This window comes from Janthinobacterium sp. SUN100, assembly GCF_030397705.1.
In the GTDB taxonomy this organism is placed as follows: domain Bacteria; phylum Pseudomonadota; class Gammaproteobacteria; order Burkholderiales; family Burkholderiaceae_D; genus Janthinobacterium; species Janthinobacterium kumbetense.
In genome coordinates this window covers 40027-58762 of record NZ_JAPUBU010000001.1, presented here as the reverse complement: position 1 = coordinate 58762, position 18736 = coordinate 40027, and the positions used below count along the sequence as shown (strand labels likewise).

The window sequence follows — 18736 nt, the reverse complement described above, 5'->3', positions numbered from 1 at the left end:
GGCTGGCGGATGGCGGCGTCTCACCTTGTTATTTTTTAATAGCTGGCGTTCAGGCTGAAACCGGCCGTATGACTGGCCGTACGGAAGAGTTCAGGTTTATGCACGGGCCAGCCGACAAAAGCGTCGTACTGCACGCCCAGCCATTGCCCCCGCAAGCCGACGAAGCCGCCCGTCAGGCGGCGCGCGATCAGCCATTCGGCGGATGGCCCCAATACCTCGCCATGATCGAGTCCCGCATACGCTTGCTGGCCGCTGCTGCCCAACGGCACGCCGACTTCGTTGCGCAGCAGCCAGCCCCGTTCGGCCGACAGGCTGCTTTCGCCGTCATAGCCGCGCACCGTGTAGCGCCCGCCGATGGCGAAGCGGTCTTGCGGCACCAGCGGCGTACGGTTGTGCTGCGTGCGCCAGTTGCCCGTGTAGTGCAACGGCTGGCCAGCCAGCGTGAACGGCGCCGACACGGCCATGTCGGCCAGCAGCAAGCGCATACGCGAGGTACCCTCGCCAAACGCTTCCTCAGGCGCGGCCAGCGCCTCCATCGCGCCCGTGCCGCGCCGGTATTGCAGGTTGACGTCAAACGTGGCCTGGCCGAAGAATTCGCGGTGGCCGATACCGATTTCCCAGCCGGCCATGCGGCGGCGCTGCACTTCCACTTCCGTGTCGTCGATGAAGTTTTGCGCGGAACGTTGCCAGCCCCGTAGCGACACCGTCGTCTTGCGCGAGGCGTCGCGGTACACCAGGCGCGACAACTTGACTTCGCGATTCTGGCTGGCGCCGCTGTAGTTGTAATCCTGGCTGATGCCGGCCACGGACTGGTGGTAATGGCTGTCGCTGGCGGTGAAGGCCAGCAGCCAGTAGGCGTAGGGAATCGAATAATGCGCCACCATGCCGGCCGTGCCGCGCGGGCCGTCACGGTCGCCGTCGACGTTCTGGTTCAGGCTCAGGTAAAACAGGTCGTTCAGGGTCAGCCAGTGGTCATACGACAGGGTCACGCTGCCCTGCAGCTTGCCCGTCGAGCGCGAACCGCCATCGTCGAAGCCCAGCGCCAGGCGAAACGGCAAGCCCTGCTTCCATTGAATCTGCAGATCGCTCTCGCCCGGCTTCGCGTTGCCGCCCTCGGCCGGCATGATCTGGATATCGGCTTCGGCCGTCGGCACGCGCTTGAAGTTTTCCAGCGCCTGTTCCGTGTCGCGCACGCTGAGCAGGTCGCCCGGGCGCGCTGGCACGGCATTCCACCACGTGGCGCGGGGATTCGTGCCGGGCGCAAAGCCGATCTGGCGGATGCGTCCCGGTATCAGCGTCAAGGCCAGCGTCCCCTTGCTCAAATCCTGCGGTTCGGCCAGCACGCGGGTGGTGACGTAGCCGCGCGCGATGATGGCGTTCTGCATGCGGCCCATCAGCACATTGATGGCCTGCGTGCCCAGGCAGCGCCCCAGCGCAGAGTCCGGCGCGCCCAGGTCGTCGCGCCCGGCGGCATCCAGCGCCCATTGGAACTGCGCAGCGCCCTCGCCCTGCAGTTCCAGATGATCGATCGTAAAACACGGTGATTCGCCCGCGGGCAGGCGATTGGCGGAGGCGGCGACGGGCGCCTCGAGCAGGCGCACGTCGGGCGTGCGTTCCTGCTGCTGGCGCAGGAGGCGCTCGCGCTCTTGCTGGCGTATCAATTCTTGGCTGGCATCGTCGCGCTGGCTGGCGCCAGGCGGGGTGGGAAGGGGCGGCGCGATTTCAGGACGGGTCTGCGCGGACACGGCGGCACACAGGGTGCCGCTGAACAAAAATACACCGCACCATGGCGTCAAGCGCAGGTGCATATGTTGCCTTAAGTAATTATTTACGTAAGGAAATTATAAATTAATTATTTCTATCGGGCAACTTAATTTATTTATTGAGAACTTTACCTCCTTGGTAACTGTCTTTCAACTATCCAATTACCACTAGTAAATAGATGCGCGGCCTTGTGGCGGCAGCACAGGCAATGGCAGCCGATATCGATAGCATAAAAAAAGCCCTGTAAAAACAGGGCTTTGGCTTACCTAATCAGTAAGAACATGACATTTTATAATCGAAACTTATTCCACTCGATGGTCAATGAGCCGGCTAAGCATTTGATTTCTTTATGCTCTTCGGATCAATGAACAGCTGATGCCCTCGAGACAAGGTAGTATATGTCGATATATGAATACTTACCAAAGAATCACATCAAGAGAATAGGGGGAATATTTTCGCCCCCATCTAACGCGTCAACGGTCCCATAACTATGAAATAGTCAAGACGAGGTCATTACCACAACAATTGCGTGGTTTTACTCTGAAAATTTCTGAATTAGATACGGATTCCGTCGAGCGACTGGTGCTTATCCATCCACGACTTGACCCACAAAGGTTGACGGCCGCGACCGCTCCACTGCTGTTCTTGGTTGTCAGGGTTGCGATACAAAGCAGCCACAACTTTTTTCTCTCCCTTCGCTGCATTTTTTGGTACGCCTGCGATCAACTGGGTCAGCGGCACGCCGACCCGCTGTGCAATCGCCTGCATTTCCGCACGGGCTCTTTCCAGCTCGTCTTTTTGTCGGGCCTTGATTTCTTGAATTGCTTGCGCTTCGAGCTTTTTTAACTCGGCCAGTGATAATGATGAGATATCCATACGAATTCCTTGAAAGTAGGACAAATTTGGGGTGACACCTATATATGACTTGAGCACGCATGCCAAGTCAACGCCATTCTAAGACAATTCGCGCGTGCTTTAGCCCCCTTATTTCTCATTGTGCCATCGAAATACCTAGCGATAGAGGGCAATTTCGGCTGGAGCCATGCAACTGGCCCGACAACAATAGTGAAAATCACCGTTGCCACGAAAGTCGAAATATGGAACCACGCCCCTCTTCTTTCGCATCGACCTGGCTTCTGGCCATGCTTCAAGGACAGACCTATGACCAGATCGCAGCGCGGTTTCGTGTCACGAAGTCGACGGTGTCCAAATCGGTTGCCGATTTAGCACGAGATCTACAATCCGTCGTAGGTGTGATCGGCATCGACGAAGACAGTGCTCCCACTGCCCAGGTCATCCGCGCGCATGGGAAAGATTATCTGGAGGCATTGGAACATTTCGTGCCGCTGGCGAAACCTTCGGCCACAACCTCACCGCCGATCATTGCCCATACGCAGATTGAGCAACTGGTGCTGCACACGGCACGGCATAGTCGCTGCAAACAGCGCGATATCGCCCTTCTCCTCATGCTTATCCATACCGGCGCACGCCCGAATGAGATCGCCAGGATGACCGTTGCCGACTACATCGATGCGTCGGGCCGGCGCCGTTCGCCACCATGGCTGCCAGCACATGCCGCGTCGAATGGCATAGCACGCCCGCTTCTGCTTTGCGACGCAACAGCGTTGTACTGGCTTGACGCGTATTTGGCGTGGCGCCTGGCCGCTGGATACGGTGTTAGCGATCGGAGCGAATATCGAGCACTGCAGGGCGACAGTAGCCTATTTCTCAGTCGGACCGGTGAGTCGTTCACCTCGCCATGCGCGAAAGCCACCTCCGAAAAGGGTTTACATGATGTCCTGCAACGTATCTTCCGCTACGCCAATCTGCCTGGCCTTGGTGTGCTGGGCGCGCGCCGCTCCGTCGCGCATCGCCTGCACGCCGACGGCTGCACAGCCGAGGAGATCGCGTTTTATCTTGGGACGCGAGCCGGTACGGTGCGCCGCCTGTTGTCGAAGAGTACCCAGAAACCACCACATCCGCGTATGTAGTCCCTACCTTCCCGTCCCTGAACGCATTCAGTCTTGCCGTTGCTCGGACCAGCTACGTGCGTTCGCCCCACGGGAAAAAGTCTGGATGGGGATAACGGGGTTGATTCACTAATGGTCGATGAGAGGATGGTTTATCGCTCATTTTCACGTAAAGGAGACCATCATGGACAAGGAAATCGTCAATCGCTCGCTTGCGCAAGGCGCTCCGCCAACGGTCCTTGGCGAACGGCCAGCCCGCATTCCCACCGGCGGCACGATTCGGGCGGGCATCAAAGTGCTGACCAAGGCGGCCGCGAGCAATCCGCAAGCCAAGGCAATCTACGATCAGGGGCTCGCCTCAAACTGTTCATTTGAAGAGATCGGACAAAAAATTGCCGAAGCTTTTCCAGACATCAAGGCACCGCTTGTTCCCAAAAATGTGGCCTGGTTCACCGTACGTCCGAATGACTTTCCCAATCCGGCCCTGGCAGCGCAGATTTTGGCGGCCTTTGGCGAGGATCGGGGTGACGGCGTCATCCGGCTGTATCGTTTTCCAGTCATCTTTCCTGCCGATACCTGGCAACTGGTCATGCCACACGAACTGGCCGCCTGGGCACGCAATGACAAGCGCTACTGGAGTGAATATGCGTCGGATGGCCATACCCGCTACTGCAAAATGTACGCCCCGGTCCGCTTTGATGAGCGCAGCCAGCGCGTGGTTCGTACCTTCGGTGGGCGGCCACTCCAACTGCGGCCAGAAAACAATGGCGTCTGCGATCCAGAAAACTGCCCGGAATTTCAGAACCGGCAATGCAACCTGACCGGAAAATTCATTTTTTATATTCCCGGCATTCCCTCGATCGATGCTTTCGTGCTGCACACGAACAGTTTTTATGCCATGAGCCGCGCCATCGAACGCTTTGAAACCATCTCGTTCATGCGCGGTGGCCGTCTGGCCGGCTTCCTGGATCAGCACCGCACGCCCTTTTATTTCAGTAAAAAGCTGCGCGACGTCTCGCATATCGATCCAAAAACTGGGCAATCCGTACGCAGTGCGCACTGGATCATCGAGCTGGAAGCACCGATCGATGTCTCTTCCCTTCTGATCCAGCATGACGACGAAAGCGCATTACACCTGGCCGATCAGGCCGCAAATATCTTGCAGGGTCACCATGAACAACGAGACGCGGCCTCAACGTCCAACCGTCCCGATGATGGAGATGATCTAACGCTGGAACAGCCTGCGGAGACCGGAGCATCTGTACAGCATAAGCCGGCCCCCGAATCCATGCAGTCTGCGTTACCTGCGCAGCACGCCCCATCTACCGAAGATGAAGCGATCAACACCCTGTTTGACCTCGCCGCAGCCTATGGCGTAGATCGGGAGCGCTTTGGCCTCTTTGCTGACCGCCAGTGGGGCGCCGGCTGGCGGCGCAATGTAAATGGCCGCCAACGCGTACTGGCGGAACTGGAGCGCTATCAAAATGATCCGGAAGGCTTTTGTGACAAAGTCGACGCCCGCCTGCGCGCATCCGACACGCCTTTATCCAGGCCACGCACTCCAACAGCGCCAGCCAAGGACAGATAATCATGCGTATCGCTCATTTTTCCGATCTGCACTATGCAGTATCGACCTTGCCCGAGGTCGATACGTGCTTCACCTATGCCGTGAACCAGGCGATCGCAAGACAGGCAGAGGTCGCCATCATTACTGGCGATACCACCGATCATGCCCTCGATGCCCATTCGCCGGCGTTGATGGCGCTTGCGCGCCAGATTCGGCGCCTGGCCGACCATTGCCCAGTGCTGATGTTACAAGGGACCTTCTCACACGAGCCCCCCGGTACGCTGGATCTGTTTTCACTGCTAGGGGGACGGTATCCCATTCACGTGGCCAACCGTCTGCAGCAGGTCATTCTCAATACCCGGCGTGAATGGACGGCTTCGACACACGCCCGTTTCGATACCAAAGAATGGTGCGATGCGGAGTGCACTCTCCTCTGCTCGTGCGTTCCGACCATGAATAAGGCAAATTTGGCCGCCAGTGTCGGCGCGGAACAAGCGGGACAAGCGATGGGCCACTATCTTGCGGACCTACTGGCTGGCTACGCCCCAGGTAATCTACTGGCGCGCCAGCGGGGCATTCCCACCATCGCGCTCTCCCACGGTACCGTGATCGGCTGCATGACAGAACATGGGGTGCCGATGGCGGGAATGGACCATGACTTTACCGCAGGCGCGCTTTTTCAGGCACAAGCCAATGCCGTCATGTTGGGGCATATCCACCTGCATCAGGCGTGGGAGCAGCATGGGCAGATGATCGCCTACCCAGGTTCCATTGGACGGTTGCATTACGGTGAACAAAGTAATAAGGGTTTTTTGATGTGGGAGATTACCGCAGACGGCGCTCGCTGTGAACTCGTCGCGACGCCGGCGCGCCGCACACTGGAGCTGGCGTTTGCCGGACCGCCGAATATGGATGCACTGCACCAATACGTCGCTAGCCACTCCATCGAAGGTGCCTGGGTGCGTATCCGCTGGCAGTGCCTTGAAGAGGAACGCGCCACCATCCACCGCGAAGCAATCACGGCATTGTTTCGTGGCGCGGCAGGCATCAAGCTCGAAGGCCGTGTGATTCCCATTGTCCGTGCAAGAGCGGAGGGAATGGCACGCTGCCTTCAACTCGAAGAGCAAATCGATACCTGGGCACGCCAGGTTGACACGCCAGCAGCGCCCCTATTGACCTGTCTGGCCCAGTTAGCCACCCACTCACCCGCCGACATTGCCATGGCCGCCCTGTCAGGAGAATCGGTCGCTGGCGAAGCTTAGACAGGCGGATGCAATGCTTCGCGAAACGGGCCTGTGAGCCTTGAGGGGCGCGTGCTCCGCGGCATACTAAAGACCGAAAAACACTTTGACCAGGAGAGATCATCATGCGCCCTCTTTCCCTCACCTTAACGGGCTTCATCGGCATTCGCGATGGGATGAACAAAGAAACATTGACGCTCGACTTCGAGCGTATGACAGCCGGTGCCCAGCTGGTGGCCATTGTCGGCCCTAATGGACGAGGCAAAACGACCGTTTTAGACAATATGACTCCCTATGCAACCATGCCGTCCAAGGCAGGGGCTGACGGCCTTGGCAGCTTTTCCTACTATGACGAGGTGTATTTGCCGCTCAACCGCAAGGAACTCGTGTGGGAAATGGGGAAACAAAGATACCGTACCCAGATCATCATTCGCCTCAACGGCAAGCGCAGGAGCGAGGCCTACCTTCATCAGCTCTGCGCTGGTACATGGCAGCCCGTGCAACTGCCAGACGGTACCGTGTCCGATGGTCGGATGGAGTCGTATCAACGCTGCGTCGAGGACATCGTCGGTCCGGCCGCCACATTCTTTACCACGGCTTTTTCGGCGCAGAACAGGCGCCAATTGGCTCACTACCGCAATGCCGAAATCAAAATACTATTGAGTGACCTGCTCGGACTGGAGCGCGTGCGTACCAAGGGTCTACAGGCTGCGGAGACGGCCAAGCTGCTGCGCTACGGGCTTTCGGGCTTGCAGCAGGAACGGCGGCTGCTACAGCGACAGATCGATGACAATCACGAGCTTTCACGGCAATTCACCACGCCGGACGACGCGCTGGAGGCCGTACAGCGCTGCAGGCAGACAGCCCTGGAAGCGCTGGATGCCAAAAAAAATACCCTGGCGAAAATCAAAGCCGAACAAGCCGTTGACGCAACCTACCTAAACCAGCGCCAGCAGCTCCAACAAACACTCCAGCAGCTACGCGATAGCGTGCGGACGGTCAATCAGCGGATGGACGAGCGCGAACACGACCTCATCGAGGTAGGCCAGGCATTGGCACACCAGATCCTGCAACGGCGGCAGGCGCATGCACAGGAATATCAGGCGCTAACCAGCAGGCACGCGAGGCTGCTGTTGCTAACCGCCGATCACTGGCGCGTGGCCCAGGCAACTCGGCGACTGTCGATCCTGACCCGCCTCCTGGAATGCCGCAGCAATCATGCCGCAGCCTGCCGTCAGTTGCATGATCGGCATACCGAAGCAGCCTCCCAGCGTGCACTCGCCATGCAAAAGATTGATGCGATCAACAGGGAAATCGGTGAAACGGTATGTCAAACCAGAGCATTGCACCAGCGCCTCTCGCTCACCTCACTCGTTCCGTGCGCGGGAACCGAACTACAAGGACAATGCCAGCTTCTTGAACACGCCCGCGCAGCCCGCCCCATCATTCCGCAGTACGAACTGTCCCTGCGGCGCCTGGAACAAACGCGGCACCAACAAACCGAGCTGCTATCGCAACTGGACGCGCAAATCGCAACACTGCCGAACACGGCAGAGCGCTTGGCGCGCGCGCTACACCGCCTGGATAGAACTCGGGCTAAATGCTCAGTCAATCAGCAGCTTGCCGCACGCACCGGCGAGATCGAGCAGGCACGCGCCAGCATCGACGATATCGCCCGCCGCATTCCCCTGTTCGCACAGGCGGCCGACCATGAAACGGATACCGAAAAGCAGGAAAAAGTACGCATCGACAGGGAACTGGCAGCCATTGCAGGTGAACGCACCCGGGCCACACAGGATGCGCGCGTGGAACGCGAGCGTATTGAACAGCAACTCTCCGCTCTTCCTGTGCCGTTCGATCCGACTCGTCTCGCGCATGCTCATCAGGAAATCGCTCACTGCACGGACAAGCTCGCGGCGTGTGAAGCACAACTGCACGAAGCGATCGGGCGCCAGCACCGCCTGACTGAGCTTCAACGCCAGCTACTGGGTCAACGTCAAACGCTAACCGCCCTGGATGCCCGCATCGCTCACATTGAAGAACAAACTGCGACCTGGTCTTTGTTCGCCACATGCCTGGGCAATGACGGCGTGATCGCATTGGCCATTGACGACGCGGGCCCCGCCCTGTCGATGCTCACCAACGATTTATTGATGGCATGCTATGGGCCACGCTTTACGGTATCCATTCGCACGCTGCTCGACTCGAATAAAGGGCAATCCAAGGAAGGGTTTGACATCATCGTCCACGACGCCCATACCGGCTTCGCCAAGAGCGTATCCAAAATGAGCGGGGGTGAACGCGTCTGGATCAACGAATGCCTCACGCGGGCCATGGCCTTGTACCTGGCCCAGTCAAGTAACCGACGCAGCGAGACACTTTTCTCGGACGAGGCCGACGGAGCCTTTGATGCCGAGCACAAACGCATGTTCCTGGCAATGAAACGTCAGGTCATGCAACTGGGTGGCTATCAACAAGAGTTTTTTATTTCCCATACGCCAGAATTATGTGATCTCGCTGATACCGTTCTCAACCTCTCGTAAAGCGTCTGCGGCCGCCTAAGACAATGAGGATGTTCTAATCCGTATACAGGGTGTACTCAAGTCATTCAGAGCAAAGATTAGCTACGAAATTACCAAAGCAAAAATTCGGTCTAAAAATGCGGAAAATGTGAAGCGAAACAGCGCGACGCGCAAGCGTTCACCGGCATCTTATATGTCCCACGCCTCGTCGGCGATTTACTTACACGACGGGTGCAATGTGAACACATGCCGGCCGCGCTGCGCCCATAGGCAGTGCCACCATTTAGCCCTTTTTTGATCGGCACGTCGCCGTTTTATCATCGTCATACTCTCCGGCCGGCGCCATGCTGTAACCATTTTGTTCACCGGCCGGCGACATGCTTTCCGATGGGCCGGAACTGTGCACGACAAGTGGAGGTGAAAGCGTATTCCCTCGCAAGATCAGGCGCTTACGCAACGGCGTCATACAACCGCGGCAGCTTGTCATACACGTGAAGCCAGGATTCATGCGGGTTTCGGGCACATTTGTAATGTGCGTATGGTGTGGAGCTTGTAGGACGGCCTTTTTGCCACGATTTTCGATCAAAAACGCAATATCCGAGCACCGCAGAACAGGCCAAAGAGCGTATTCAGCTCATCGGGATTGAAACTAACTCGGCAAATCGCAGCGGAATTTCACCTTATTGCTGGGAGTTTCACCGAATTTCAAATAGTTGCAAAGGATTGCAGGTAATTTCACCTAATTGCAGAAGATTTCAAACTATTGCCGGAAATTTCACTATTCTGGATTCTCTTCCACAAACAATTACCACCGATATCGCATTACTCGCCGATGCCACCAGTGAGTGACGAAAGCCTATCTTGTGTTCGATACTCTGGCCAATTTATACATTAGAAGTTCCAAGACCTGAGGATCAACATTCCGAACATAGAAATGAAATACCACTCAAGCCCGGAATTCCGAATTGAAGGGCATTTTTCGCAATTTAAAATTTAAATTTCTTGTCAAATTGACTTCTCAAGTAAGTTAATAAAGTTAAGTCGTTGACGATCCGTTTTCCCAGGGGAGACGCCAGTTTTCCAAAGGTCCAGCAAGTCATCTTTTGCCGACAACCCTGACAAGAACGGCATAACATACTCCCTCAAAATACCTCTGAGTTCATCAACTAGCGCTTGCGGTATAGGTGACGTTGAATCAACAATCCACCATTTATCGCTATGCTCTGGCAGCAAAAAACCTACCCTCTGTCTGAGGTGGCAATCCCATACATCAGGCTTCCCATCTTCTTCCAAAATCTTCGCAAGTTCCAAGTTATGCACACCAACATTTATGGTGAACTTGATTTTCCCTGGCAAATCGTCAGTCGATATTTGCCAATTCACTAACTGCCATTGGTGCTCAGTATTCTTGCTGTACGTCACCTTCTTACGTCGAAAGCCTTCAGATTCGAAATAGTCATCCAGCCCTGATAACAACTCTAGTAAGAATTTTGAATTTATGCTCTTCATTAATCACTTGCTCCGCACAACGTTCACTATATAACCTTGCATGCCCAACCAATAATCTTTTGCCCGCTGAGCTGCACCATATACGGCATTACCATACTTTGTTTCAATGCCACCCAATACCACTCCTGCCTTCGCTATTTCAATATCGATAAAGCGTGCTCCAAAAATGGTTTTCTTGTAGACCTCAGTTGTCACATCATATCCAAGCTTCCTAAAACCATCGGCAATTTCATCGCGGAAAGCATTCCCGGCGGCCCTATTCACCACTACTCTAGGAACTGCGGTTTCTGCAACCGCAGCGGTCGTGGAAGAAAGCGCACCTACTGCCTCGACAGCAACCGCACCACCGACCACCGCCGCCGTACCAATTGCTACGCCAGTGCCCCTTGCTGCAGCTCGTTCACTCCACTGCTCTTGGGTCATGTACCCTTTCCCACGAGCCCAATCGTCATAGCCCATCGCATTTGTCGATGGGCCATCACCACCTGAAAACGGTATGTCCTTTTTGTATTCAGCCCAACGATCACCGTAGTTCTTCTCTGGCTGATTTGAAGTTCCGCTGTTTGCCGATCCTTTCTTCGCCGTTTCGACTCGGCCAGCGGCTGCCCCCCCTCCAGTTGCCGCTTTACTTTCCTTGTCGCCAGAGTTCCCATTTTTATCGCCACGACCGGAACCAACAGCTGAGCAATTACCCTCGCATGAGTATCCAGCTGGAGGACTGCCACCGGGAATAGCGGTTCCTAGCGGTGTCTCGAGAAATCCAGTCGGGTCGGTTAAATTGGTAGGGTTATTTGATACGTAAGAATAACGATTGTAATTCTGCCCGTTCTTGGGATCACTGACCAGTGGGTCACCCGACAAAAATTTAGCCGTGAGCGGATCGTACACCCTCCCGTTCATGTGTACCAAGTCCAACTGGTCCAGCATTTCATGACCAGTGAAGCCTCGGTTGTCGATTTTCCCGTCGATGATGTCATCGGTGTTGTCATTGTCGGCCACGCTGCGGCGCTTGCCCCATGCATCGTACTCCAGCCTGCCATCCGTGCGAATCGTGCCGTCTTCTCCGGTCATGGCAACAGGACTACCCAGACGATCTACATGCGTCCAGTGCAACTGCGTCGTCCCGCCCTGATCGATTTCTACACCGATACCATTCGGCCAGTAAGTCTTCACCTTCATACCACCATTGACGCCGGATTCCACCTCCTGTGCACCCGCATAGATCACGCGCTCATCGGCGCCTCCCGCCTGGTTACCACGGCGCAACTGCCCAACGCGCTGGTGCTCAGGACCGTAGTTAAAGGTTGTCGTGATCGCATCCTTCTTGATCGTTTGCGGCATGTCGAAGCTGGTCCAGGTGATCGTGCGACCGCCGCCATTCAACAAGTTGCCATTTGTATCGTAGCTGTAGATACCGGGGATACCAGAGATGGTTTGCACCGCATGAGGCTGCACCGCCGTTTCGCCCTGTGCCCTGTACGCGTAGGTACCCACCCCTGTCTTGCTGGTGATATTACCTGCGGCGTCGTAGGTGAACAGGCGTGCTGTTTTACCCAGCACCTGACTGCTCTTCAGGCGGTTCAAAGTATCGTAGTCGAAGCTCTCCTGGAAGCCGTTACTGTCCCAGTACTGGCTGCGATTCTTCACATTGCCCAGCACATCATAAACATAGTCTTCTTGAAGACGCATTGCGCTGCTTGCCGTCGATACACCGCCATGTATCAGCCTGCCGCTATAGGTATTGAAATCACGGTTCTGGATCAATCCATTACCCAGTAACACTTTGCGCACACGTCCGGCGGCATCCTGCTGCGTTGCCTGCCACAGCACCAGCGGACCGCGCTCAATGCGTGACGGGTAGCCGTAACCGTTGAATGCAAAGCTAAAATCCTTGGCGGTATCATTGCCGCGCTTGTAGGTCTGCTTTACCAGCCGCCCCCACGAGTCGTATGTCGGCGTGGCCGAGTAGAGTCCATCGTAAAGCTTCTGTGTCGTCAGCGCCGGACGGCCCAGGATGTCGTAGCTATGCGTACGGATGTAATCGGGCGTGGCCGTCTGGCCGGTGTACGCCCGCGCCAGCTGCCCCACGCCTTTCGCCGCCGTATCGTGGACCCAGTGGCTTTCCAGGTCACTTTCATAGCGCGCGGTCATGCGACCCAGCAAATCGTAGGCCATCCAAGTCCGCGTCCCCTTGGTGCGTTGTTCCGGGCTAATCTGCCGGTATACCTGTCCGAGCGGATTGACTGCGTATTCGATAAATCCGAGATCGGGATCACGCAAACCTATCTTACGGCCCCATGTATCATAATCTACCGTGATCCTGTTCCCATTCGGGTCTAGCGTGGTTTGCAAGCCACCGAAGGGCTCATAGGTAAAGCTGGTCGTGCCACGTGGCGAGCCAGAGTCTAGTACCTGGCGCAACTGGCCCAGTACGTCGTGGTTTTCTGTACGTACTTGTCCAGCGGGATTTTTGTGCTCGATCTCCAGTCCGCGGTAAGTCGTGCTTGTCGTCCGCACGGTACCTGCGTCGTCCGGCACGCTGGTGCTGATCGTTCTATTCAAATCATCATAGCCCCAGCGAGTTTCCAGATAGGCGGCAGCGCCATCGAAACGCGGCTGATCGGTTTCCACCAATCGCCCGCGGTCGTCGTAACGCTGGTCTACCACAACGGGGGTGCCGTCGAAGCCCCAAGTCTTGCTACGCTCGACATGGCCAGCACTATCGCGGTACACCACCTGTGGTACTGCGATACGGTCATTGCCATGGAATGCCTCCTTGATCTGCACCGTCGTTGCATGGAAGGCGCAATCGCCGGCGCAACGTTTCAGATAGTTGCGCATTTCGTTGCCATCCGGTCGCAACTCAACCATCACGCGACCAAACCGGTCCACCGTCCAGTTTGTCGTTAGGTTGTTTGCATCTGTACGCCTGGTCGGCGCGCCGGTGGCGTCGTCAAATGCCTGGCTCGTCACATGACCCATTGCGTTTTTGACGGCAATCGGGAAGCGTCCCTTGGCATCGTACGTCGTGTCGCTCACTGTGCGCGATTGCGCGGATACGCAACCTGCTTCCGGCCAGCCGGCAGCGGCGCAGGCCGGATTGGTCCAACTCTGCGTGATTTTGTTGACCTGGCCGAACTGGTTGGCGCTGCGATCGTAGGTCGTCAACACAGCGAGCGCAAGGTTGTTCGGTTCGACCGTTTCGGTTTCCCGCAGGCCCGTCGTACTATTGTAGGTGTAGCTTGTGCTGCGCGTGAGGCTGGCGCCGTCGGTGCGCGTGATTGCCGTACTCAACGGCAGGCCCGATAAATGGACCCATCCTGGCGCTGTGAAATAGGTGGTGGTATCCGTTTGTACGAAATTGCGCCCACCACCCTCAGTGACAGTATTCCGAGAGGTAAGATTGCCCCAGCCATCATTGTACTGATTGGTAACCGTCACCGTCCCCAGCGCAGTGCAATCCAAATCCGACCGCTTGACACCTATCCCGCTAATATATGGAAAGTAACTGACAGCACCGCTGCCCATCGACTGCGACTGCGACTGCAGTTGATTGGTAACACCCTCGAGTGTGCAACGGCTGTTGAAACGGCGGCTGGCTTCCACCATGCCGACCAAAGGAAAAGTCTGCGAGAATATGGTCTCCTCTGCAATACCCGTGGCGGCATCAGTAGTGCGCATCAACGCGAAACCCAGCGAACCACGACCGCCAGCATCATACATTGCACCAGCATAGTTCATGTTGCTGGTGATCCATCCCCCTTGTCCGTTCGCCTGGCGCAGTTGTTTCGCCATGACGCCCGGCACGGTTGACTTTTGCGGATAGACAGGGCGGCGTTCGGTGCCGGCCACTGTGGCAAAGCGGCTATAGATGCTGCTGTCATCGCCTCTCGTATAGTCGATCTCAGCGCTATGGCCAATGCCGTTGGTTACCGAAACGAGACGATCCTGCGATGCGGGCATGACGAGCGACGTGATCCAGCACGATTGACGGTATGAGGAATCCTTAAAATTGGGAACCTCGCTGCAATTGAGTGCCGCCGGCACGCCACTGCCATCGATAGTGAACGGCCGCGATCGGCTTCCGGAACCAGTCCGAATAATGGCAAGCGTTTCTGCCGGTATGCCGCTGACATCAACCTCTTGGCATTTTTCGCTACCATCGGCCAATCTGCACAGCGCATTAGGCACCGACGTATTTCCGATATACCCCCAGTAGCGGTTGACGCCGTCGCCCAACATGTCAGCGACACCGGCAAAGAAATAGTCAAATCCAATAGATCCCATGTCCGGGAGTGCGACACCACGTGACGTCATCGGACGGCAATTCACACCGGTTTCGCTGCTCAGGCATAGCTTATTGCCTCCGTTATCGCTGTAGAAGAAGTCTGTCAGGCCATCGCCATTGAGATCGCCGGCGCCAGCGCCTGACATGCCAATGCCGTTCGACGATAACAAGTCGCACAGAAAAGAATCTTTGCTGCGTCTGCATACCGTCACGTTAGATGAATAAGATATAACACCACCTTGCAGGTCTGGATTATTTATCATGTAAAAATCCGATTGCCCTTGCTTGCTCAGTTCGATCGGCATGAAGCCCGTCGTCACAACGCCCCCTGGCGTGGTGGTCGGCAACGTGCGGCAACTGACGGTGCCGTTGTAACTGCATATATGCGCCTGATTAGCTGCATCAAAATACATTAATTGCGAACGGCCGTCATTATCCACACTCGCCAAGGTGGGCAAGTCGCCGTCTCGATTGAAATCCCGCATTGGGGGCAGCGCGCCTCCCGTCTGACATGCCGCGAATAGCGGGTTATAGGGCCCAGCTGGCAGGGCTAGGCAGTAAGCCCAACTGCGCCCTCCTGAGTCCAGTAATACGATGTCATCGCGGCCATCGCCGTTGAAGTCGCCGGTCAATATCTGATCATATTTACCAGTGAGCCGGGACATATCCAATGTGGCGTCCCAACCGGAAATGCTATTGCTACGTCCGGCAAGCTTTCCGTTAAAGTAGCGAAGATTGCAGTTCGGCATTGCCGGCATACACACCTGCCATGGAACGAAAATCGAGGTTTCCCCCAGGCCATGGAAGTCTCCGGTATAGGTTTTGATTGGTATATTCTCGCCGTCTGCCATTACATTGAATTCGAAGCTATTCTTTTGCACCAGCTTGGGTCGGCCACCGTCACCGTAACTGAAGTCGGTGCGTGGCATTGGTTCGGCAATTCCGGTCAACGCGTTGAACGCTGAGACCTGTACCCAGCTAACCAAGCTGCGGCCGCTGCCGGCGCTATTGGTGTAGCCAAGCGCGTAATCACGCACCAGCGTGCCGCCGCTGCCATCCGCAGCAGTATTGATATACGTCTGCACATGCGAGAGTAGCTTGCGCAGGTCATTGCGCGAGCCTCCCATGTATTGAACCTGCGCATCGTTACGACTGGTGTAACTGAAGCGGACCGTAAGGTCCGGCGAACTGCCAGCATTGGTGTTGCCGCCATAGCGGATCTGCGCCGGCGTGTATTCGCCAGTGCTGGCGTCAACCTCATAACTTACCGTAAAGTAATTGCCGGAACGATCTTCCACCCGAGACAACGCCCATAGCAGGGCTTGGCCGTCGCCGCGCCCCTGGGCAGCGATGGCGCTATTCGCGTTGACGCCGTAGTAACGGATCCGGCCGTTCTTGTCTTCGACCTTGAAGCCGGCCGCAATCCGGGTGACACGCGAAAAGCCTTCGATCTCGGTACGATATTGGGCGCCCGAAGCCCAGTACGCGCTGTCCTGTGCGCTCGGGCTAGCGCCGGGGTTGCCACCGTCGGCACGCAACAGGCGTTGGCCATCCAAGCATAGGCGATCGGCCCCATCGAATGAAATACGGCCGGCAACACCATCCTGGCCTACCGTCTTCGGACAACGATGAATGGTAGAAAGGCCACCCAACGACCAGCCTAGGCCGACCATGCCATTGCTGCCGTTGCTCGAATAGCTCAGGGATAGCGCAGGCTGCATGCCAGCCGTGCCCGGTGGTACCGCGAGTTCGATGCTGTAGAGCGCCGCGCCGTCGTTCCCCACGCTCAGATTGCCAGGCAACGTCCCTGCGTTCTCATTGCCCAAATGCGGAGGTGTGATGTTGACGGCACTTGTGCCACCAGGTGCCTGACTGACCACCCGCACCGACACCGGCAGGCTGTCGCCTGATAAGCTCGCCGCATTAGTCGCCCTCAGCACCAGCGCATGATGGCCCAATGGCAGCGTAATCGCCTTATTGAAATTTACAGTGCCATCTCCAGCGTCGATTACCGTATTGCCGTCCAGCAGCTCTAGTTTTGTGATGGCCACGTCCCCGATCTGGCTGGCGCTCCCCTTTACGGTGACAACCATTGTGTCTCCGCTGGTCGAATACACCGTGCCGTCTGCAGGACTGGTAATCGTGGCAACCGGTTTCGCCGTCGTTACGGACACTGCCGCATTGGGCGCGGCGTCACCGAACCAAGCCACGTTTTCCTGCAACATTTGCCACTGCACGGCGTAGCTTCCTGCATTACGCGGAGCTGTCAACGTAAAATTGAAGACGGCGCTGGCGCCGGGCGCAATTGCTCCTGGCACGTTAACGCGGCCGATACCGAATGTCGTCGTGTTCCCTGGATTTTTGATCCCGAGCTGATATGGCCGCGTCGGGTCAGGGATCCAGGTAGTGTTGCCGGTATTTTGCAGAGTGACCGACGCACTATATGTCTGTCCGGCCACCATCGTTGTCGGTATGCTCTGAGCGAGATATTTCGCATCATTAACGGGAGGAGGTGGAGCGATATTGACTGCGTACGGAATCGAGAAGTAACTCTGACCATTATAGGTCGCTGCCTCAAGCCGCATGGAATGGCTGCCAGGAGAAAGCAACGCTGACATCGCGATCTCCCTCAGCTGATTGATTGGCATATTTTTTTTGTCATCATAGTTGACAAAAAAGAGCTGCGACGCAACGATAACGTTGTCATCATACAAATTGACTGACTGCACGCTGTCACCAATCGTCGTTGTAACCTGCCCGGAAGCAACAACTTTCAACTTACCGGTAGATGGGTCCGCCGTTCCGTTCTTCGGACTAATTGCCACGCCAGTCCAGGTTATACCAGGAACCGGAAGCGTGACATTGACGGTGCGATAGGTACTAATAGTTTGCCCGAAGTTGTCCGCCACCCACAGTTCGATGACATGGGTGCCGATGGTGAGATCTTTGCTGCCGCTGATTGTGTTGGCGGATCCAGAAGCAAATGCCACACCGTTCTCGCGCAATTGCACACTACTCAATGTGCCACCACTACTTGGCGCAGCACTGCCGGTAAAGGATACGCTGGCGGTGCTACCAATTGCCGGATAGCTTGCTCCTTCAGCGGGCCAGGTAAACGTTGCGCTTGGTTGCGACACAACCACGTTGATGGATACGTTGGGTGTCAAGTCGCCGAACCATTCCACGCTCTCCTGAAACATTTTCCACTGGACGGCATAACTTCCCGGACTACTTGGCGCCGTCAACGTAAAATTAAAGACGCCACTATTGCCCGGCGCAACAGTCCCTGGCACTTCAACGCGAGTGACACCGAACAACGCCGCATTGCCTTGGGCTCCGAGTCGATACGGACGCGAGGGATCAGCCACCCACGTGGTCGTGCCGGTATTTTGCATCGTCACCGACACGTTATAGGCACGCCCCGCCACCATGGTTGAAGGTACGTTTTGTCCCAGATATCGTGCCGCATTCACTAAGCTCACCGGATTGGCGTTGATCGTGTACGTCGCCGTATTCAGCGTATTGCCGTTGTAGGTTGTCGCCTCGAGCCATACAGAGTGGGTACCTTGTCTAACAGGCACCGTCATCCAGGGAGATCTGGCCACGTTAATGGGCATATCTTTTTTTTCGTCTATGACGACCGGATAGAATTGCGTGTTGACGAGAACGTTGTCGTAATAAAGGTTGACCGACTGCACGGTGTCCCCTGTAGACGCGATAACGTTGCCGGAGGCGATGACTTGTAGGGTGCCAGTGGACGGGTCCACCGTCCCACTGGTTGGAGAAATAAATACATTACTCCAGGTGATTTGCGCCATGGCGCTATGACTAAACAACAACAAGCCAACAACGGCGGCGATAGTGCGAAAGAATCG

The 18736-nt window shown here is 56.3% G+C and carries 8 protein-coding genes; 4 read left to right on the top strand and 4 right to left on the bottom strand.

What is annotated here, in order from left to right; genetic code table 11:
• Window positions 1-35: 35 nt before the first annotated feature.
• Both O0881_RS00230 and O0881_RS00225 read right to left on the bottom strand, forming a co-directional pair.
• Complete coding sequence (locus O0881_RS00230; RefSeq protein ID WP_289909507.1) at window positions 36-1808, bottom strand: ShlB/FhaC/HecB family hemolysin secretion/activation protein; 1773 nt, start codon at window positions 1806-1808, stop codon at window positions 36-38.
• Window positions 1809-2319: 511 nt separating this feature from the next.
• On the bottom strand, window positions 2320-2640 hold the full coding sequence (locus tag O0881_RS00225; protein ID WP_289909506.1) for an H-NS histone family protein: 321 nt from the start codon (window positions 2638-2640) through the stop codon (window positions 2320-2322).
• Between the two features lie 221 nt (window positions 2641-2861).
• Here O0881_RS00225 and O0881_RS00220 point away from each other — a divergent pair, with 221 nt between their 5' ends.
• The 4 genes from O0881_RS00220 to O0881_RS00205 all read left to right on the top strand — a co-directional run bounded on the left by O0881_RS00220 (window position 2862) and on the right by O0881_RS00205 (window position 9085).
• Window positions 2862-3755 (top strand): hypothetical protein, encoded by an 894-nt coding sequence (locus tag O0881_RS00220; RefSeq protein WP_289909504.1) that lies wholly within the window; start codon window positions 2862-2864, stop codon window positions 3753-3755.
• A gap of 163 nt (window positions 3756-3918) precedes the next feature.
• Window positions 3919-5322, top strand: coding sequence for a hypothetical protein (locus O0881_RS00215; RefSeq protein ID WP_289909502.1), 1404 nt, complete (start codon window positions 3919-3921; stop codon window positions 5320-5322).
• Window positions 5323-5324: 2 nt separating this feature from the next.
• Window positions 5325-6563 (top strand): metallophosphatase family protein, encoded by a 1239-nt coding sequence (locus tag O0881_RS00210; protein WP_289909500.1) that lies wholly within the window; start codon window positions 5325-5327, stop codon window positions 6561-6563.
• A 104-nt stretch (window positions 6564-6667) separates the two neighbouring features.
• Window positions 6668-9085 carry an AAA family ATPase gene (locus O0881_RS00205; RefSeq protein WP_289909499.1) on the top strand — a complete coding sequence of 806 codons (2418 nt, stop codon included), beginning with the start codon at window positions 6668-6670 and terminating at the stop codon, window positions 9083-9085.
• Window positions 9086-10069: 984 nt separating this feature from the next.
• On the opposite strand, the gene O0881_RS00200 is transcribed toward O0881_RS00205, so the two are convergent.
• On the bottom strand, window positions 10070-10573 hold the full coding sequence (locus O0881_RS00200) for a DUF4304 domain-containing protein (protein ID WP_289909497.1): 504 nt from the start codon (window positions 10571-10573) through the stop codon (window positions 10070-10072).
• 3 nt (window positions 10574-10576) lie between these two features.
• Window positions 10577-18679, bottom strand: coding sequence for an NBR1-Ig-like domain-containing protein (locus tag O0881_RS00195; protein WP_289909494.1), 8103 nt, complete (start codon window positions 18677-18679; stop codon window positions 10577-10579).
• Window positions 18680-18736: the final 57 nt, after the last annotated feature.